Source organism: Pseudomonas sp. Pseusp9 (assembly GCF_059491265.1).
Genome location: NZ_CP168500.1, coordinates 5,639,272 through 5,657,070 on the forward strand (window position 1 = coordinate 5,639,272; position 17,799 = coordinate 5,657,070).

General features: G+C 59.5%; 17 protein-coding genes. 7 read left to right on the forward strand and 10 right to left on the reverse strand.

The window, feature by feature from the left end:
• Positions 1 to 101: 101 nt before the first annotated feature.
• From yjiA to ACEN8E_RS25685, 3 genes are all read right to left on the reverse strand, one after another.
• A complete protein-coding gene (gene yjiA, locus ACEN8E_RS25675) occupies positions 102 to 1,073 on the reverse strand; it encodes a GTPase (protein WP_495590352.1) in 972 nt (323 codons plus the stop codon).
• 150 nt (positions 1,074 to 1,223) lie between these two features.
• The gene (locus ACEN8E_RS25680) at positions 1,224 to 1,421 is read right to left on the reverse strand and encodes a YbdD/YjiX family protein (RefSeq protein WP_007895266.1); all 198 of its coding nucleotides are present in this window, start codon (positions 1,419 to 1,421) and stop codon (positions 1,224 to 1,226) included.
• Positions 1,422 to 1,436: 15 nt separating this feature from the next.
• Positions 1,437 to 3,503: a carbon starvation CstA family protein gene (locus ACEN8E_RS25685; protein ID WP_495590353.1), complete on the reverse strand. Its 2,067-nt coding sequence runs from the start codon at positions 3,501 to 3,503 to the stop codon at positions 1,437 to 1,439.
• 160 nt (positions 3,504 to 3,663) lie between these two features.
• Here ACEN8E_RS25685 and ACEN8E_RS25690 point away from each other — a divergent pair, with 160 nt between their 5' ends.
• Positions 3,664 to 4,032, forward strand: coding sequence for a PilZ domain-containing protein (locus ACEN8E_RS25690; protein ID WP_495590354.1), 369 nt, complete (start codon positions 3,664 to 3,666; stop codon positions 4,030 to 4,032).
• Positions 4,033 to 4,151: 119 nt separating this feature from the next.
• On the opposite strand, the gene radA is transcribed toward ACEN8E_RS25690, so the two are convergent.
• A complete protein-coding gene (radA, locus tag ACEN8E_RS25695; RefSeq protein WP_085718422.1) occupies positions 4,152 to 5,519 on the reverse strand; it encodes a DNA repair protein RadA in 1,368 nt (455 codons plus the stop codon).
• Between the two features lie 642 nt (positions 5,520 to 6,161).
• Between radA and mscL the strand changes: the two genes are divergently transcribed.
• Positions 6,162 to 6,575 carry a large-conductance mechanosensitive channel protein MscL gene (gene mscL / locus ACEN8E_RS25700; RefSeq protein WP_495590355.1) on the forward strand — a complete coding sequence of 138 codons (414 nt, stop codon included), beginning with the start codon at positions 6,162 to 6,164 and terminating at the stop codon, positions 6,573 to 6,575.
• A gap of 46 nt (positions 6,576 to 6,621) precedes the next feature.
• Here mscL and ACEN8E_RS25705 read toward each other — a convergent pair whose 3' ends face one another.
• Positions 6,622 to 7,398, reverse strand: a complete 777-nt coding sequence (locus ACEN8E_RS25705) for a ferredoxin--NADP reductase (RefSeq protein WP_495590356.1) — start codon at positions 7,396 to 7,398, stop codon at positions 6,622 to 6,624.
• Positions 7,399 to 7,695: 297 nt separating this feature from the next.
• Between ACEN8E_RS25705 and ACEN8E_RS25710 the strand changes: the two genes are divergently transcribed.
• Together ACEN8E_RS25710 and ACEN8E_RS25715 are read left to right on the forward strand one after the other, a co-directional pair.
• Positions 7,696 to 8,409, forward strand: a complete 714-nt coding sequence (locus ACEN8E_RS25710) for a helix-turn-helix transcriptional regulator (protein ID WP_495590357.1) — start codon at positions 7,696 to 7,698, stop codon at positions 8,407 to 8,409.
• 175 nt (positions 8,410 to 8,584) lie between these two features.
• Entirely contained in the window at positions 8,585 to 9,709 is a 1,125-nt protein-coding gene (locus ACEN8E_RS25715; RefSeq protein ID WP_495590358.1) for a methyltransferase, read from the forward strand.
• Positions 9,710 to 9,774: 65 nt separating this feature from the next.
• Here the strand turns inward: ACEN8E_RS25715 and ACEN8E_RS25720 are convergent, their stop codons facing one another.
• The 3 genes from ACEN8E_RS25720 to ACEN8E_RS25730 form a co-directional block, all read right to left on the reverse strand.
• Positions 9,775 to 9,942 carry a DUF2474 domain-containing protein gene (locus ACEN8E_RS25720; protein WP_495590359.1) on the reverse strand — a complete coding sequence of 56 codons (168 nt, stop codon included), beginning with the start codon at positions 9,940 to 9,942 and terminating at the stop codon, positions 9,775 to 9,777.
• 86 nt (positions 9,943 to 10,028) lie between these two features.
• Positions 10,029 to 11,036, reverse strand: a complete 1,008-nt coding sequence (gene cydB, locus ACEN8E_RS25725; RefSeq protein ID WP_429371538.1) for a cytochrome d ubiquinol oxidase subunit II — start codon at positions 11,034 to 11,036, stop codon at positions 10,029 to 10,031.
• Positions 11,037 to 11,039: 3 nt separating this feature from the next.
• Positions 11,040 to 12,476, reverse strand: coding sequence for a cytochrome ubiquinol oxidase subunit I (locus tag ACEN8E_RS25730; protein WP_495590360.1), 1,437 nt, complete (start codon positions 12,474 to 12,476; stop codon positions 11,040 to 11,042).
• A gap of 392 nt (positions 12,477 to 12,868) precedes the next feature.
• Between ACEN8E_RS25730 and ACEN8E_RS25735 the strand changes: the two genes are divergently transcribed.
• Positions 12,869 to 14,119, forward strand: a complete 1,251-nt coding sequence (locus ACEN8E_RS25735; RefSeq protein WP_429371542.1) for an MFS transporter — start codon at positions 12,869 to 12,871, stop codon at positions 14,117 to 14,119.
• A 6-nt stretch (positions 14,120 to 14,125) separates the two neighbouring features.
• Here the strand turns inward: ACEN8E_RS25735 and ACEN8E_RS25740 are convergent, their stop codons facing one another.
• Both ACEN8E_RS25740 and ACEN8E_RS25745 read right to left on the reverse strand, forming a co-directional pair.
• Positions 14,126 to 14,677 (reverse strand): DJ-1 family glyoxalase III, encoded by a 552-nt coding sequence (locus ACEN8E_RS25740; RefSeq protein WP_495590361.1) that lies wholly within the window; start codon positions 14,675 to 14,677, stop codon positions 14,126 to 14,128.
• A 68-nt stretch (positions 14,678 to 14,745) separates the two neighbouring features.
• Positions 14,746 to 15,192, reverse strand: a complete 447-nt coding sequence (locus ACEN8E_RS25745) for a DUF4879 domain-containing protein (protein ID WP_495593398.1) — start codon at positions 15,190 to 15,192, stop codon at positions 14,746 to 14,748.
• A gap of 223 nt (positions 15,193 to 15,415) precedes the next feature.
• Here ACEN8E_RS25745 and ACEN8E_RS25750 point away from each other — a divergent pair, with 223 nt between their 5' ends.
• Positions 15,416 to 16,711 (forward strand): NCS2 family permease, encoded by a 1,296-nt coding sequence (locus ACEN8E_RS25750; RefSeq protein ID WP_495590362.1) that lies wholly within the window; start codon positions 15,416 to 15,418, stop codon positions 16,709 to 16,711.
• Positions 16,708 to 17,787 carry a tRNA (uridine(54)-C5)-methyltransferase TrmA gene (gene trmA, locus ACEN8E_RS25755; RefSeq protein WP_495590363.1) on the forward strand — a complete coding sequence of 360 codons (1,080 nt, stop codon included), beginning with the start codon at positions 16,708 to 16,710 and terminating at the stop codon, positions 17,785 to 17,787. Before ACEN8E_RS25750 ends, trmA begins: the two co-directional genes overlap by 4 nt.
• Positions 17,788 to 17,799 lie beyond the last annotated feature (12 nt).

Genomic DNA, 17,799 nt, shown 5'->3' on the forward strand with positions numbered 1-17,799 from the left:
TGCTATCGCGAGCAGGCTCGCTCCCACAGGGGACTGCATTACAAATGTGGGAGTGAGCCTGCTCGCGATGGCGGCATCAGGCCCGCTGAAAATGTCGGAGCTTACTCCGCCGCCACCCGCGCAAACCCCTCTCGAATCTTTTCTTCCGGCAAATCATCGGCAATGAACACGATCACGCTTTCGCGGGTTTCATCGTCGGCCCATTCGGTATCCCAGTCGAAACCATAAAGCTTCAAGACGCCCTGGAACACCATGCGCCGCGGTTCGCCGAGGATGTTCAACACGCCTTTGTAGCGCAGCAACTGCTTGCCATGCTCCTCCAGCAGCTCGTTCATGAACTCGCTGAGCCTGTCGATATCCAGTGGCTTTTCGGTGCGCAGCACCAGGCTGGAAATGCGGTCGATGGACGGTGCCTGGCTGACCGGTCGCAAACTCACCCCACCACCGAGGTCGGCGTTGAGATTGAAACCGCGCACGTCGAGCAATTCCGCCAGGTCGATCTTGCCGTGGTCGACCACGCGGATCGGCGCGCGCCGGTTGATGCGGGTCAGGCGCTCGCTCAATGCGGTAAAGGTCGGCTCGTCCACCAGATCGCGCTTGCTCACCAGCAAGCGGTCGGCGAATCCGATCTGCGCCTGGGCGATGGTCTGGGTCAGGTGCAGGTCGGCATGTGCCGCATCGACCAGTGTGATGATGCCGTCGAGGATATAGCGCTCGCGCAATTCTTCGTCGATGAAAAAGGTTTGCGCCACGGGCGCCGGGTCGGCCAGGCCGGTGCATTCGATCACCAGGCGGTCGAAGGCGATGTCGCCTTGGTCCAGACGCTCGAGCAACAGATACAGCGCTTTGGTCAGGTCCGTGTGGATGGTGCAGCAGACGCAGCCATTGGACAACGTCATCACTTGCACCGGTTCATCGCCCAACAACTGGGTGTCGATACCGGCGTCGCTGAATTCGTTCTCGATCACGGCGATTTTCAGGCCGTGCTCGGCCTTGAGCAGGTGACGCAACAGGGTGGTCTTGCCAGCGCCGAGGAAGCCGCTGAGGATCGTGACCGGGATGGGAGAGGACAAACTGGATCTCCTGCTTTTAGTCGACACAAAAACAACTGTAGGAGCGAGCTTGCTCGCGAAGGTCGTCAACGATAACGCATGTTTTCTGTACACACGCGCAGTCTTTGGGATCTTCGCGAGCAAGCTCGCTCCTACAGAGGGTCTAACGAATCAACAGCACTTCGGCCCACCCTTGCCACCGTAACGGGCTTCCTGACGCTCCCGAAAGAACATCTCATAGCTCATCACCGGTTTGTCCGGGTGCTTGGTCTGCATATGCTCGACGTAGTTGTCGTAGTCGGGCATGCCGACCATCAGGCGCGCAGCCTGACCGAGGTATTTACCGAGGCGACTCAGGTCATTGAACATGGTGCAAATCCTCGATCACGCTTCCGGCAGCGCATGGAATGGCGATTCTTTATCCGTACGCTCCTTGCTGCCCCAAGCGGAAATACCGACCTTGAGCGCATAGAACAGGATGCTGAACACCACGAACAGGAACAGCGCCGTCAGCGTTGCGTTGGTGTAGGCGTTGAAGATCACGTGCTGCATCTGGGTGATGTCCTTGGCCGGGGCGATGATCTGACCGCTGGCCAGGGCATCGCTGTATTTTTTCGCCAGTGACAGGAAGCCGATCGCCGGGTTGGCATCGAACAGCTTGATGAAGCCGGCGGTGGTGGTGCAGATCAGCAGCCATACCGCAGGCACCAAAGTTACCCAGATGTAGCGTTGGCGTTTCATCTTGATCAGCACCACGGTGCCGAGCATCAGCGCGATACCGGCCAGCATCTGGTTGGAGATACCGAACAGCGGCCACAGGGTGTTGATGCCGCCCAGCGGGTCGATCACCCCTTGGTACAACAACCAGCCCCACATGGCCACACAACCGGCGGTGGCGATCAGGTTGGCGGTCCAGGATTCGGTGCGACGCAGGGCCGGCACGAACGAGCCGAGCAGGTCCTGGAGCATGAAGCGCCCGGCACGGGTACCGGCGTCGACCGCGGTCAGGATGAACAGCGCTTCGAACAGGATCGCGAAGTGATACCAGAACGCCATGGTGTTTTCACCCGGCAGGACACTGTGCAGGATCTGCGCGATCCCCACCGCCAGGGTTGGCGCGCCGCCGGCACGGGCCAGGATGGTGGTTTCACCGATGTCGTGGGCCACCGCCTGCAGGGCTTCCGGGGTAATCGCGAAGCCCCAGTTGCTGACCGCTGTCGCTACCGCCACCACATCACCGCCGACGACCGCGGCCGGGCTGTTCATGGCGAAGTACACGCCCGGCTCGATCACCGAGGCAGCGACCATTGCCATGATCGCCACGAACGACTCCATCAGCATGCCGCCGTAACCGATGTAGCGGGCGTTGGTTTCGTTATCCAGCAGTTTCGGCGTGGTGCCGGACGAGATCAGCGCGTGGAAACCCGAGACCGCGCCACAGGCGATGGTGATGAACAGGAACGGGAACAGACCGCCCTTCCATACCGGGCCGGTGCCATCGATGAATTGGGTCAGGGCCGGCATTTTCAGCTCGGGCATGGTCACCAGGATGCCGATGGCGAGGGCGACGATGGTGCCGATCTTCAGGAAGGTCGACAGGTAGTCACGCGGTGCCAGGATCAGCCACACCGGCAATACCGCCGCAACGAAACCGTAGCCGATCAGCATCCAGGTGATTTGCACGCCCGTGAAGCTGAATGCCTTGGCCCACACCGGATCCGCGGCAATCTGCCCACCGAGCCAGATCGAACCGAGCAGCAACAGCACACCGATCACCGAGATTTCACCGATGCGACCCGGGCGGATGTAGCGCATGTAAATGCCCATGAACATCGCGATCGGGATGGTCGCCATCACCGTGAAAATACCCCAGGGGCTTTCGGCCAGGGCCTTCACGACGATCAGCGCCAGCACCGCGAGGATGATGATCATGATCAGGAAGCAACCGAACAGCGCGATGGTGCCGGGGATGCGGCCCATCTCTTCGCGGACCATGTCGCCCAGGGAGCGACCGTTGCGGCGGGTGGACATGAACAGGACCATGAAGTCCTGCACGGCACCGGCCAGCACCACGCCGGCGATCAGCCACAGCGTGCCAGGCAAATAGCCCATTTGCGCGGCCAGCACCGGGCCGACCAGCGGCCCCGCACCGGCGATGGCGGCGAAGTGGTGACCAAAAAGAATGTGTTTGTTGGTCGGAACGTAGTCCAGACCGTCATTGTTGAGTACAGCGGGAGTGGCCCGTCGCGCATCGAGCTGCATGACATTGTTGGCGATGAACAGACTGTAGTAGCGGTATGCAACCAGATAGATGGCCACGGAAGCGACCACAATCCACAAGGCGTTGATTGCCTCGCCTCGGCGCAATGCCACGACACCCAGGGCGCACGCACCTACGATTGCCAGCAGCAGCCAAGGCAAATGGCGTAGCGGGCTATTATTATTTTTCATTTTAGTATTCCAGCCAGAGTGGACAAGAAAGACAGCCACCCCGAGTTTAGCGCTCCTGACGGCAAAGGCCATACCCCGACATTGGTCTGGATACCGACACCCGCTGGCAGCCTTTGATCAGGCGGGTCTATAGTCAGCGTACATTTCCGAGGATCGCGCCATGAGCGAGCACCCTGCCGAACGTCGCCGCTTCAAACGTATTGCGTTCGATGCCCGAACCGAGCTGAGTCAGGGTGAATCCACCTGGCCGGTGAAGCTGGTTGATCTGTCGCTCAAGGGGTTACTGATCGAGCGACCCGACCCGTGGTCGGGCAATCCGCAGCAGGATTTTCTGGTCGACATTCATCTGAGCGAAGAGGCCGACATCACCATGGATGTGCAACTGGCCCACGACGACCATGGCCAACTCGGTTTTGTCTGCCTGCACATCAGCCTTGAGTCTATTGAACGCCTGCGGCGGTTGATCGAGCTCAATCTGGCTGATCCGCAAGAACTGGAACGAGAACTGGGTGCGCTGATCGAAGTCTGACGGCCTGACAACCGTCCAATGTGGGAGCGAGCCTGCTCGCGAAGAGGGCATCACATTCAACACTGATGTTGTCTGTCATACCGCCTTCGCGAGCAGGCTCGCTCCCACAAGGTCAGTGTTTATTCGAACAATGCGTCGAGTGCCTGCTCCAGGCGAGTGACGGCAATGATCTGCAACCCTGCCGGCGCCTCTTTCGGCGCATTGCCCTTGGGCACGATGGCCCGCTTGAAGCCGTGCTTGGCCGCCTCTTTCAAGCGCTCCTGACCGCTCGGCACCGGACGCACCTCACCGGACAACCCGACTTCACCGAAAACCAGCAGATCGTGGGGTAACGGCCGATTGCGCAAACTGGACATCACCGCCGCCATCAACGCCAGGTCGGACGCCGTTTCCAGCACCTTGACCCCGCCGACCACGTTGAGGAACACGTCCTGATCGTGGGTCGGAATGCCACCGTGACGGTGCAGCACCGCCAGCAACATCGCCAGCCGGTTCTGATCCAGCCCCAGCGTGACCCGACGCGGGTTGGCCAGGTGACTGTCGTCCACCAGCGCCTGAACCTCCACCAGCATCGGCCGCGTACCTTCCCATGTTGCCATCACCACACTGCCCGGGACTTCTTCCTGGGCACGGGTCAGAAAAATCGCCGACGGATTGGAGACTTCTTTCAGGCCCTTGTCGGTCATGCCGAACACGCCCAACTCATTGACGGCACCGAAGCGGTTCTTCACTGCCCGCAGCAGACGCAGGCGCCCATCGGACTCGCCTTCGAAATACAGCACGGTGTCGACCATGTGCTCCAGAACTCGAGGGCCAGCCAGCGCACCTTCCTTGGTGACGTGGCCCACCAGGAAAATCGCCGTACCGCTCTGTTTGGCATAACGCACCAGCAACGCCGCGCTTTCACGCACCTGGGATACACCACCCGGTGCCGATTGCAGTTGCTCGGTAAAGATCGTCTGGATCGAGTCGATCACCATCACCCTGGGCTTTTCCTGACGGGCCGTGGCAATGATGGCTTCGATGCAGGTTTCGGTCATGACCCGCAGTTGATCCTGAGGCAATCCCAGGCGCCGTGCACGCATGGCCACTTGCTGCTGGGACTCTTCACCGGTGACGTACAGCGCCGGCATGCTCTTGGCGAGGTTGCACAAGGTTTGCAGCAGAATGGTCGACTTGCCGATACCGGGATCGCCACCGATCAGCACCACCGAGCCATCCACCAGACCACCACCCAGAACCCGGTCGAGCTCGCCGGAAGCGGTGGAGAAACGTGGAATTTCTTCGACACTGACTTCGGCCAGGGTCTTGATCTGCGCCTGTTGGCCAGCCCAGCCGGTACGTCCGCTGGGGGCGGCTGCCCCGCCGCTTTCCACCATGGTTTCGGTGAGTGTGTTCCAGGCCCCGCACTCAGCGCACTGGCCGGCCCATTTGGGGAAAGTCGAGCCGCACTCGGTGCAGCCGTACATGCGCTTGGCCTTGGCCATCGGAACTCCCGGAAAAAAACGCGATGATAGCTCAGCTGAGGTACGCGAGTGCGTCCAGATATTTCGCACCCTCCTTGATGATCTCAAATAGCCTTTATCAACTCATGCATATTGAGATACACCGACCCGATAAAACTTTGTATAAGTTTTTTCCTCAACACAGCCAACAAACTCTAGAGACATACCATACCGCACGACTTGAAAACCTATACAAGACCTATTCATTTACATTCTTCATGCACAACCCCGAAAACACTCACACATAACACGGAGCCAATCCAGAGAAATACACAAGTTATTAAACAACAAAAACTAACTAAACAGTTCGCATCACTACATACACAATTAACTTTCAACACTAGCTCCTGATCACTAACTTCCCGATCAACTTCAACGTCACGATTCAGTAGCGGTCTCTCAATCCTGCCTCGCTCATACAAACGTCGCCATATCGCTGAAAGAAACATCGTCTGCGAACCCCGTAGAAGGACTGACCTGCTCACAGACGAGATCAATCGGTGAATTTTTCAACACCGCCCGGCTCGCTTGCCGACAAACACAACAGGCCATTGATTCGAGCAGGATGCGATTTGCTGATTTACACTGCGTCTATCAACCTCATCCGTAACAAGGAAATAACCTATGGGCGTGCTAAACGAGTTCAAGGCCTTCGCGGTCAAAGGCAACGTGGTCGACATGGCCGTCGGCATCATTATCGGTGCGGCCTTCGGCAAGATCGTTACGTCGTTTGTAGGTGACCTGGTCATGCCGCCAATCGGGATGCTGATCGGTGGCGTGGACTTCAGTGATCTGGCCATAACGCTCAAGGCAGCAGAAGGCGCTACTCCAGCCGTGGTGCTGGCCTATGGCAAATTCATCCAGACCATCATCGACTTCGTCATCGTCGCCTTTGCGATTTTCATGGGCGTCAAGGCCATCAACCGCCTGAAGCGCGAAGAGGCCGTAGCCCCTAGCCTGCCACCGACCCCCACCAAGGAAGAAGAACTGCTGGGCGAGATCCGCGACTTGCTCAAGGCCCAGAACAACCGGCCGTGACTACATTGGCAGAGGGAAAAACGGCGCCTTTGAGGCGCCGTTTTTCTTACCAGAAGTTTTCCACCGCCACCTGGCCGGGCCGCCGGCTGAGACTCAAGTGCATGTCCCGCTGTTTAAGCAGCTTGCGCGTGTCATCAATCATCTGCGGGTTGCCGCACAGCATGACCCGTGAATGCTCAGGCGTCAGCGCAACACCCGCAACGCGCTCCAGCTCGCCGTTCTCAATCAGCGTGGTGATCCGCCCGTTCAATGCGCCAGGATGCTGCTCACGAGTGACCGTGGTGATGAATTGCAGTTTGTGTGCGTACTCCGCCAGGTACTCACGCTGCGTCAGCCCTGCGATCAGTTCCAGATAAGCCAGTTCCCGGGCTTCTCGAACGCTGTACACCAGGATGATCCGCTCGAATCGCTCCCAGACTTCGAAGTCCTGGAGTATCGACAGGAACGGCGCCAGCCCCGTGCCTGTGGATAACAACCACAGATCACGCCCGTCTGCAAAGCGGTCAAGCGTCAGATACCCGAAGGCCTGTCGGTCGACCAGAAGCGTATCGCCAACACCCAGGCGGCTCAGTTCACTGGTGAACTCACCACCCGGTACGACAATGGAAAAGAACTCGAGGAATTCGTCAAAGGGCGAGGACACCATGGAGTAGGCGCGCCATACCGTGCCGCCGTCAGCCTTGGTGACGCCCAATCGGGCAAATTGCCCCGCCCGAAAACGAAACCCTGCGTCCCGGGTGGCGCGCAGGGTAAACAGATTCGGGGTCAACGGATGAACCTCGCGCAAGATCTGACGCGTAAATTTTTCTTCACTGACGGACATGGAAGGCTCCAATCAAAAGACACCCCAGTGTCCCGCAAAGAAAGCAACATAAACACCGACAATTTGTAGTGGCATTAACGTGCATTGGCGATCGATTACCAAATACAAACCATATTTGTAAAATGACACATGGCATTTTATAAATCATCTATGACCTAAGAACCTTGAACGTAATTTTTCAACATTCAAAAGAACAAAATTGTCGCACCATTTTACTAGGAAATATCCTACACTTCGTGACGTGCCGGATCTCGGATCCAATATTGCACCCTGCAGACATGTCAACGGAGAATTTCCATGGAGATCTGGAAGGAGTCACAGCTTAATCAACTGGCACACACGCAAGAGATCAATACCGCCTATAGAATCGCGCTCAACTTCGCCAGGAACCTTGGATATAAATTTTGTGGATTTTCAATTACTTTGAACTCAGTCGGGGTCGACACCAGTACAGTGAACCTGAACAATTTCCCCCATGAGTGGAATATTCAATATGAAAAGAACAACGCCACGCAAATAGATCCAGTAGTGGCGCATTGCAATCATTCAATGTTGCCTGTTCTCTGGAGCAAAGAGCTTTTTTCCAGTGCGCCATGGCTCTGGCAGTTGTTGCAGCAACAAGGTTTGCAGCATGGCTGGTCCCAGGCGGTCCACGATGAGGAAACCGGTCTGCGCAGCATTCTCAGCCTGGCCAGAAGCCATTGCCCGATTTCAGCCTACGAGCTGTACGAGAATCTTGGATTCTCGGTGTTCATCAGTCGCCACCTGCACGCTCTGGCGATCGCCATGCAACCGAAAAAGCCGGCTCCCCCCAAGGCTTCCCCCTTGTCACGACGCGAACTCGAAGTATTGAAACTGTCGGCCGACGGCAAGACGGCTTATGAGATTTCCAGGATCCTCAATTTGAGTGAGCGCACAGTCAACTTTCATGTGCACAGGGCTATCGAGAAGCTCGGCGTCAACAACAAGATTGCAGCCGTCATCGCCGCGGCCCGGTCCGGCGCCATCTGAAAGCGCCCGACTGCGGGAAAACCTGCGGGCAATCCAGTCAAAAAAAACGTACCATTTGCGGTCCCTCCTGAGTGATAGCGTGTAGACCTACACGGCGCAGTACACTCGGACGGCTCCGCCCGCTCCAACGCCTTAGGGCAGCGGGACATCCGTTGATTACCCAGAGCCCCGCCCCATGCCTTTGCTCGAAACACCCTTCGCCAGCCTCGACCTGATCCGCCAGCCCGAACAGCAGAACGAACCGCTGCAAGCTTTCGACGCGGCCGATGAATACCTGCTCAACCACCTGGCCGAACAGCAGCCGGCGTCGGTTACCCGGGTCCTGGTGCTCAATGACAGTTTCGGCGCGTTGGCGGCCAGCCTGGCAGGTAAGGTGCGGGTGGTCAGCAGCGGTGATTCGTTCCTGGCTTTTCAAGGCCTGGAGAAGAACCTGGTGCGCAACGGCCTGGCGTTTGATGCGGTGCCGGGCATCCCCGCCAGCGAGGCCCCTGTCGGGCCGTTCGACTGCGTGCTGATTCGTGTGCCGAAAACCCTGGCGCTGCTGGAAGAACAACTGATACGCCTGCAAGGCCAACTGGCACCCGGCGCCCAAGTGGTTGCCGCGGCCATGATCAAACATCTGCCCCGGGCGGCGGGCGACCTGCTGGAGCGTTACATCGGCCCGGTGCAAGCCTCGTTGGCCGTGAAGAAGGCGCGGCTATTGATTGCCACGGCTCAAGACAAAACGCCAGTCGTATCGCCTTACCCGACGCGATACAGACTCGACGAACCGGCCATCGAACTGCTCAACCACGCCAATGTGTTTTGCCGCGAAGGCCTGGACATCGGCACCCGGGCGTTTTTGCCACACCTGCCAAAAAATCTCGGCTCGGCACGGGTCGCCGATCTCGGTTGCGGCAACGGCGTTCTGGCCATCGCCAGCGCCCTGCAAAACCCCGAGGCCCACTACACACTGGTGGACGAGTCTTTCATGGCCGTGCAATCGGCCCGCGAAAACTGGCGCGCCGCGTTGGGGGAACGGGAAGTGACCGTGCATGCCGGCGATGGCCTTGCCGGCCAGGAACCGCAATCGCTTGACGTCGTGCTGTGTAATCCACCGTTTCACCAGCAACAAGTGGTGGGTGACTTCCTGGCCTGGCGGATGTTCCAGCAAGCGCGCGAAGCGCTGGTCGTGGGCGGCGCGCTGTACATCGTCGGCAATCGTCACCTGGGGTACCACAGCAAGCTGGCGCGATTGTTCCGTGGCGTCGAGCAAGTGGCGGCCAACCCGAAATTCGTGATCCTCAAGGCGCGTAAATAACAGGCAAAAAAAAACCCTCCGGACGGAGGGTTATAAATCAGTGCCTTGAGGCTACGGGAGAGATGTCAGTGCGTCGTCAGGCCGGCCGCGCTCATGAACAGACGCATCAGGCTGGCGACGATGAACAAGGCGCCCACGCTGCCGAACCAGATCAGGGCCAACCAGCCGAGCCGCTGCCACAGCGGCTTTTTTTCGGCTTCTTCAATGTCGTGCAGAGTGTGTTTGCCGTTCATTGATAAATCCTCCGATGTAGATCAATGGCGTCTGTCAGGACGCCATCGCGAGCAGGCTCGCTCCCACAGGTTCGTATTGCAGCAGACTAGTGATAACCGTCTTCATGGGTGACCTTGCCGCGGAACACGTAGTAGCTCCAGAAGGTGTAGCCCAGGATGAACGGGATGATGAACAGCGTGCCCACCAGCATGAAGCCCTGGCTTTGCGGCGGCGCGGCGGCATCCCAGATCGAGATCGACGGCGGGATGATGTTCGGCCACAGGCTGATGCCCAACCCGCTGTAACCGAGGAAGATCAGCACCAGGGTCAGCAGGAATGGCGTGTAGTGCGCATTGCGGGCCACGGCGCGGATCAGGCCGTACATCGTCACCAGCACCAGAATCGGCACCGGCATGAACCAGAACAGATTCGGCATGGTGAACCAGCGTGCGGCGATTTCCGTGTGGGCCAGCGGGGTCCAGATGCTGACGATGCCGATCACTGCCAGCAGCACATAAGCCAATGGCCGTGCCAGGTCATGCATCTGCTCCTGCAACTTGCCTTCGGTTTTCATGATCAGCCAGGTGCAACCGAGCAACGCATAGGCCACCACCAGCGCCGCACCACAGAACATCGTGAACGGTGTCAGCCAGTCCAGTGAACCACCGGCGAACTGCCGGTTGACCACCGGCAGCCCATCGATGAACGCACCGAGTGCAACGCCCTGGAAAAACGTCGCAGTGACCGAGCCACCGATGAACGCCTTGTCCCACAGGTGACGCTTGTCATCCCTGGCCTTGAAGCGGAACTCGAAGGCCACACCGCGGAAGATCAACCCGATCAACATTAAAATCAGCGGCAGGTACAACGCCGAGAGCACCACCGAATACGCCAGCGGGAACGCGCCGAACAACGCCGCGCCCCCCAACACCAGCCAGGTCTCGTTGCCGTCCCAGACCGGGGCAACGGTGTTCATCATCACGTCGCGATCGGTCTTGCCCGGAATGAACGGGAAGAGAATGCCGATGCCCAGGTCGAAACCGTCCATGACCACGTACATCATGATGCCGAAGATGATGATCACGGCCCAGATCAGCGGAAGATCAATACCCATGATTCAAATCTCCTTGGTCAGGCTGTGGTCGGCATCGGCGTGATCGTCGTCAGCTGCGGACAACGGACGCGCCGGTGTGCGTTTCTGGCCGGGGCCACCGTCGTTGGTTTCCTTGCCTTCGTCGATCTTCGGTCCCTTGCGCACCAGGCGCATCATGTAGCCAAGACCGGCGCCAAACAGCGCGAAATAAACCACGACAAACAGGATCAGGGTGATGCTCATCTGCATGAAGCTATGGTTGGACGACGCATCCGCCGTCCGCATCAGCCCGTAGACCACCCACGGCTGACGGCCGATTTCCGTGGTGAACCAGCCGGCGAGGATCGCGATCAGGCCCGACGGCCCCATCCACAACGCCAGGTACAGGAACGGCCGAGAAGTGTAGAGGGTGTCACGCTTGCGCAGCCACAGGCTCCACAACCCGGTGAAGATCATCAGCATGCCCAGGCCCACCATGATCCGGAACGACCAGAACACGATGGTCGAATTTGGCCGGTCTTCAGGCGGGAACTCCTTGAGCGCCGGCACTTGCTTGTCCAGCGAGTGTGTGAGGATCAGGCTACCCAGGTACGGGATTTCGACAGCAAATTTGGTCCTCTCCTCCTTCATGTCGGGCCAGCCGAACAGGATCAACGGAGTCGCCTCGTTGCCTTTGTTTTCCCAGTGCCCCTCGATCGCGGCGATTTTCGCTGGCTGATGCTCCAGCGTGTTAAGGCCGTGGAAGTCACCAATGACCGCCTGGATCGGCGCCACGATCAATGCCATCCACATGGCCATCGAGAGCATCTTGCGGATCGCCGGGTTGTCCTTGCCGCGCAGCAAATGCCAGGCCGCGGAGGCACCGACGAAGAACGCCGTGGCAACGAACGCCGCCGTGGCCATGTGCATCAGGCGATAGGGGAACGAGGGGTTGAAGATGATCGCCAGCCAGTCGGTGGGGATGACCTGGCCATTGACGATCTCGAAGCCCTGCGGGGTCTGCATCCAGCTGTTGGAGGCGAGAATCCAGAAGGTCGAGATCAGCGTACCGATAGCGACCATCACGGTGGCGAAGAAGTGCAGGCCACGCCCAACCTTGTTCCAGCCGAACAACATGACGCCGAGGAACCCGGCCTCGAGGAAGAATGCCGTGAGCACTTCATAGGTCAGCAACGGCCCGGTCACGGAACCGGCGAAGTCCGAGAAGCGGCTCCAGTTGGTGCCGAACTGATAGGCCATTACCAGGCCGGAAACCACCCCCATGCCGAAGTTGACGGCAAAGATCTTCGACCAGAAATGGTAGAGGTCACGGTAGGTGTCGTTATGGGTTTTCAGCCAGAGGCCTTCGAGTACCGCCAGGTAACTCGCCAGGCCGATGGTGATGGCCGGAAACAGGATGTGGAACGAGATGGTGAACGCGAACTGGATTCGGGCGAGATCAAGTGCCTCTAAACCGAACATAAGTCTTCCTCTGTCAGGTAGTACGGCTGCCGGCTGGAAGCCTGCACCCACGGCCCCCACGGATATGGAGTGTGGCGAATCCCTTTTTGTTCTTTTTTGCACGCATCACAACGCAGGGAGTCTGGCCTTGCGGCCGCCGGATCAATTCCTTTTGCGGGTTTTGATCTGGATCAATCAACGTTGAAAGAGTAGTCCCATTTCCGGGGATGAACCGCGTGGTCTTTTGCCGCGTGACAAGTTGCCTCATGGCTGCGGCAACAGGCAGAAACACATCTCCTTGTGGGAGCTCTACAGAAATCGATGTCTGGCTAACTAAATTTTTTGTAATGGCAACTTCCTGTTACAGGTTGGTGATAATCTCGCCGTTCCCCTCTCCCCAGATTTGCCCGCAGATGCCCAGCCAAGAGCCCTTGCTGTTACGTCACCATCGCCCTTTTCTCGCGTTCTGGCTGGCCCGGATATTCACCGCCAGCGGCTTCCAGATGCTCACCGTGGCCATCGGCTGGAACCTGTATCAACTGACCGGCAACGTGCTCGACCTGGGTCTGGTCGGCCTGGTCGAGTTCGCCCCGCGCGTGCTGTTCATGCTGCACACCGGGCATGTCGCCGACCGCTATGACCGGCGCAAGGTGGCGGCGATCTGCCAGTCCTTGCAGGCACTGATCGCCCTGTCATTGGCCATCGGCAGCGCGACCGACCATGTCACCCGGGAAATGATCTTCATCCTGGCCTTCCTGCTCGGTGCCGCCCGTTCCTTTGAAATGCCGACCACCCAGGCCCTGTTGCCAAGCATCGTGCCCAGCGCACTGTTTCCCCGTGCGGTGGCCGCCGCGCAATCGGCCCAGCAATCGGCCACCATTGTCGCCCCGGCCCTTGGCGGCTTGCTCTACGCCTTCGGCAGCGTCTGGGTGTATGGCCCGACGGTGCTGCTGTATGTCATCGCCTGTTCGCTGATGCTCAACCTGCCAGCCCGGCAAACCCCGCTGAACAAGGGCAAGGCCACTCTGGATTCACTGCTGGCGGGTATTCGCTTTATCCGCAGTCGTCCGGACATTCTCGGGGCGATCTCCCTCGATCTGTTCGCTGTGCTCTTGGGCGGTGCGACAGCTCTGCTGCCGGTGTTCGCCAAGGACATCCTGCTGACCGGCCCGTGGGGGCTGGGCCTGTTGCGCTCGGCACCGGCGGTGGGCGCACTGCTGATGTCACTGTTGCTGGCGCGGTTTGCCGTGGAGCGCAATGTCGGACGGGTGATGTTCACCGCCGTGGGCATCTTCGGCGTGGCAACCATCGCCTTCGGCCTGTCGACCTCGTTCTGGTTTTCCCTGGCGGTGTTGGTGGTGTTGGGCGCGGCAGACATGATCAGCATGGTGATCCGCGCCTCGTTCGTGCAACTGGAAACCCCGGACGAAATGCGCGGCCGGGTCAGCGCCGTGAACGGCTTGTTCATCGGTGCCTCGAACCAGCTGGGTGAGTTCGAATCGGGCCTGACTGCCCACTGGTTCGGCACAGTGCCAGCCGTGGTCATGGGCGGGATCGGCACGCTGGTGGTGACCGGGGTGTGGGTCAAACTGTTCCCGACACTGGCCAGCCGCGATCGCATGCACGTGGCTAAAGATGAAGAGAAGGAAGAGGCGAAAGCCTGAAGTAATCTAAACCAGCAACTCCCCCGCCACCGCCGTACGCATGGCTTTGCCGCAAAGTTGCTCCACCAGTGCCAGGGCAAACGCCAAAGCGGCGCCTGAGCCCTGGGCGGTGATGCAATTGCCGTCGACCACCACCGGCTGATCGACGAAGGTGCAGCCCGACAGTTGATGGCTGGCCGAGGGCAGGCAGGTCATGCGTCGCTGGCGCAATACGCCATAGGCCTGCAGTGCCACGGCAGGTGCTTCGGCGATGCCGGCGAACAGGCGACCGGCTGCCGCCTGATCCTTGATCAATTGTTGCAGGGGTTGGTGTGCCGCCAGGTGCTGCGAACCCACCGCACCACCCGGTAAGGCGATCAGGTCGAAGGGTTGTGCCAGCAAGTCCACCAGCATCGCATCGGACGTCAGGCGAGTGCCGCGGGCGCAGGTGAGCATGCGCCGCCCTTCGATGCTGGCCACCACCACTTCTATTTTTGCGCGGCGCAGCACGTCGATCAGGGTCACGGTTTGCAGGTCGTCGGTGCCCTCGGCGAGGGCAATCAAGGCTCTAAAAGTCATCGGGTACTGTCCACGGAGTGATCTTTTAAGCGTAGCCAGCTTTCCTGCCCCTTGTTCGATACGTGCGGTTACTGGATATAAAGCTGCGTCGACATCGTATTGCCGGGCGCATTGATCGAAGTGTTGCTGAAGGTCAGCGTGCCTTCCTGCTTGCCTGCCAGATCAAAGGCATACAAATAGCCGACGGTTTTTTCCCCTGGGGTACAACTGGTCAGATTGCCGTTCTTGAACGCGCAGACCGGTGTGCGGGTGCCATTCACTTCGAAACCGTCCAGCGCGACATGGGCCTCGCGCCCGTAACCCACTTCCAACACGTACACCGTGATGTTCGGGCCATTGTGATCGCAGCGGGTCCGGGTTTGCCCTTCCTCGATGTTCTCGACGCCACAGGACGGCGACGCGACTTTGAGTACTTTCAATTGCGTCAATGGCGGAGCCGAGGCCGCCACGGCCGTTTGAGCCCCGAGAAACAACGCCATCCATACTCCGAAGGCGGCAACCAGACGCTTTTTCATGCAGGACCCACCCACCCCAAAAAACCAGCGCGCAGTATGGCGCACTTGGCTTTGTCGCAAAACATCGACGACGATCACCACCATAAGCAGCCATATTCCCAAGCTACTGGTATGATGCGCGGCTTTTTCCGGCCCACAGTAATTTCCAGGCGCGTTCTGCTGCCTGTGCTTTGCTGTTGAGGTCGATACATTCACGGCGCCCGGCGCGCCACGGGGAGCAGACATGCTGGAAAGGCTGTTTCAACTCAAGGCACACAACACCAACGTGCGGACCGAGATTCTGGCGGGCGTCACGACCTTTTTGGCCATGGCCTACATTCTGTTCGTCAACCCGAGCATCCTCGGCGAGACAGGCATGGACAAGGGCGCGGTGTTTGTCGCCACCTGCCTGGCAGCTGCCATTGGCTCGACGACCATGGGCCTGATCGCCAACTACCCGATCGCCCTCGCACCGGGCATGGGCCTGAACGCCTTCTTTACCTACACCGTAGTCCTGCACATGGGCCATACCTGGCAAGTGGCGCTCGGCGCGGTATTCATCTCGGCGGTGTGCTTCTTCCTGCTGTCGATCTTCCGCATCCGTGAATGGATCATCAACAGCATCCCGCTGCCGCTGCGCTCGGCGATCGCTGCCGGCATCGGCCTGTTCCTGGCGCTGATCGCCCTGCACAACGCCGGTATCGTGGTCAGCAACCCGGCGACCATGGTCGGCCTTGGTGACCTGAAACAACCGGCGCCGATCCTCGCTACCCTCGGTTTTGCCCTGATCGTCGCGCTTGAAGCCCTTGCCGTGCGCGGTGCGGTGCTGATCGGCATTCTGGTGGTGACCATTGTTTCGATCGCGATGGGCTTCACCCCTTTCGGTGGCGTGATGTCGATGCCGCCGTCGCTGGCCCCGACCTTCCTGCAACTGGACATCAAGGGCGCACTGGACATCGGTCTGGTCAGCGTGATTTTTGCGTTCCTGTTCGTCGATCTGTTCGACAACTCCGGCACCCTGATCGGTGTGGCCAAGCGCGCCGGCCTGATGGGCAAGGACGGCCACATGCCGAAAATGGGCCGCGCCCTGATCGCCGACAGCACCGCGGCCATGGCCGGTTCGCTGCTGGGTACCTCGACCACCACCAGCTACATCGAATCCGCCGCTGGCGTGAGTGCCGGTGGGCGCACCGGTCTGACCGCCATCGTGGTGGCGATCCTGTTCCTGCTGGCGCTGTTCTTCTCGCCACTGGCCGCCAGCGTTCCAGCCTTCGCCACCGCACCGGCGCTGCTGTTCGTCGCCGTGCTGATGACATCCGGCCTGGCCGAAATAGACTGGGACGACATCACTGTTGCCGCGCCCGTGGTGATCACCGCGCTGGCAATGCCATTCACTTACTCCATCGCCAATGGCATCGCCTTCGGTTTCATTTCCTGGACCGCCATCAAGCTGATGTCCGGTCGTGGCCGCGAACTGAACCCGGCGCTGGTGATCCTGTCGATCCTGTTCGTGATCAAGCTGGGTTGGTTCAACGCATGACTTTTGATTCCCAGGCCTACGCCGTTCAGCTCGAAGAAAAGGTCACGCGTTTGCGTGACCTGCTGGCCCCGTTCGATGCACCCGAGCCAGCCGTTTTCGATTCGCCGCTGAAAAACTTTCGCCTGCGCGCCGAGTTCCGTCTGTGGCGCGAAGCCGGCGAGCGTCATTACGCGATGTTTTCCCAGGAAGACAAACGCACGCCCATCCTGATCGAAGAGTTCCCGATTGCCAGCCTGCGCATCAACCAGTTGATGCCGCAACTCAAGGCCGCATGGCAAGCCAGCGCGGCCCTGAGCCACAAGCTGTTCCAGGTGGAGTTCCTGACCACGCTGTCCGGCGACGCGATGATCACCCTGTGCTATCACCGCCCGCTGGACGAGCACTGGCACGCGGCGGCTTCGAAACTGGCCACGGACCTGAACGTCAGCATCATCGGTCGCTCCAAGGGCAAGCGCGAAGTCATCGGGCACGATTACGTGGTCGAGCAACTGGACGTCGGCGGCCGCACCTTCAGCTTCCGCCAGCCAGAAGGAGCCTTCACCCAGCCCAACGGTACGGTGAACCAGAAGATGCTCAACTGGGCCTACGATGCGCTTGGCGATCGCTCCGACGATTTGCTGGAACTGTATTGCGGCAACGGCAACTTCACCCTGCCGCTCGCCACCCGCGTGCGCAAAGTGCTGGCCACCGAAATCAGCAAGACCTCGGTCAACGCAGCGTTGAGCAATCTCAGCGAAAACGCGGTGGATAACGTCACCCTGGTGCGTTTGTCCGCCGAAGAACTGACCGAAGCCCTGAACGAAGTGCGTCCGTTTCGCCGCCTGCACGGCATCGACCTCAAGAGCTACGAGTTCGGCAGCGTGTTCGTCGACCCGCCCCGCGCCGGCATGGACCCGGACACCTGCGAGCTGACCCGACGCTTCGACAACATCTTGTACATCTCCTGCAACCCGCAGACTCTGGCAGCCAACATCGCCCAACTGCACGACACCCACCGCATCACCCGATGCGCAATGTTCGACCAGTTCCCGTGGACCCATCACATGGAGTCCGGGGTGATGCTGACCCGGCGTTGATGCCCCCGCCTG

Excerpts from the sequence above, each read along its gene's own strand:
- mscL (WP_495590355.1), top strand. The coding sequence starts at position 6,162 with ATGGGCGTGCTAAACGAGTTCAAGGCCTTCGCGGTCAAAGGCAACGTG.
- ACEN8E_RS25735 (WP_429371542.1), top strand. The coding sequence starts at position 12,869 with ATGCCCAGCCAAGAGCCCTTGCTGTTACGTCACCATCGCCCTTTTCTC.
- ACEN8E_RS25740 (WP_495590361.1), bottom strand. The coding sequence starts at position 14,677 with ATGACTTTTAGAGCCTTGATTGCCCTCGCCGAGGGCACCGACGACCTG.
- ACEN8E_RS25705 (WP_495590356.1), bottom strand. The coding sequence starts at position 7,398 with ATGTCCGTCAGTGAAGAAAAATTTACGCGTCAGATCTTGCGCGAGGTT.
- ACEN8E_RS25750 (WP_495590362.1), top strand. The coding sequence starts at position 15,416 with ATGCTGGAAAGGCTGTTTCAACTCAAGGCACACAACACCAACGTGCGG.
- ACEN8E_RS25720 (WP_495590359.1), bottom strand. The coding sequence starts at position 9,942 with ATGAACGGCAAACACACTCTGCACGACATTGAAGAAGCCGAAAAAAAG.
- ACEN8E_RS25690 (WP_495590354.1), top strand. The coding sequence starts at position 3,664 with ATGAGCGAGCACCCTGCCGAACGTCGCCGCTTCAAACGTATTGCGTTC.
- radA (WP_085718422.1), bottom strand. The coding sequence starts at position 5,519 with ATGGCCAAGGCCAAGCGCATGTACGGCTGCACCGAGTGCGGCTCGACT.
- trmA (WP_495590363.1), top strand. The coding sequence starts at position 16,708 with ATGACTTTTGATTCCCAGGCCTACGCCGTTCAGCTCGAAGAAAAGGTC.
- ACEN8E_RS25710 (WP_495590357.1), top strand. The coding sequence starts at position 7,696 with ATGGAGATCTGGAAGGAGTCACAGCTTAATCAACTGGCACACACGCAA.
- cydB (WP_429371538.1), bottom strand. The coding sequence starts at position 11,036 with ATGGGTATTGATCTTCCGCTGATCTGGGCCGTGATCATCATCTTCGGC.
- ACEN8E_RS25680 (WP_007895266.1), bottom strand. The coding sequence starts at position 1,421 with ATGTTCAATGACCTGAGTCGCCTCGGTAAATACCTCGGTCAGGCTGCG.
- ACEN8E_RS25715 (WP_495590358.1), top strand. The coding sequence starts at position 8,585 with ATGCCTTTGCTCGAAACACCCTTCGCCAGCCTCGACCTGATCCGCCAG.
- ACEN8E_RS25730 (WP_495590360.1), bottom strand. The coding sequence starts at position 12,476 with ATGTTCGGTTTAGAGGCACTTGATCTCGCCCGAATCCAGTTCGCGTTC.
- ACEN8E_RS25745 (WP_495593398.1), bottom strand. The coding sequence starts at position 15,192 with ATGAAAAAGCGTCTGGTTGCCGCCTTCGGAGTATGGATGGCGTTGTTT.
- ACEN8E_RS25685 (WP_495590353.1), bottom strand. The coding sequence starts at position 3,503 with ATGAAAAATAATAATAGCCCGCTACGCCATTTGCCTTGGCTGCTGCTG.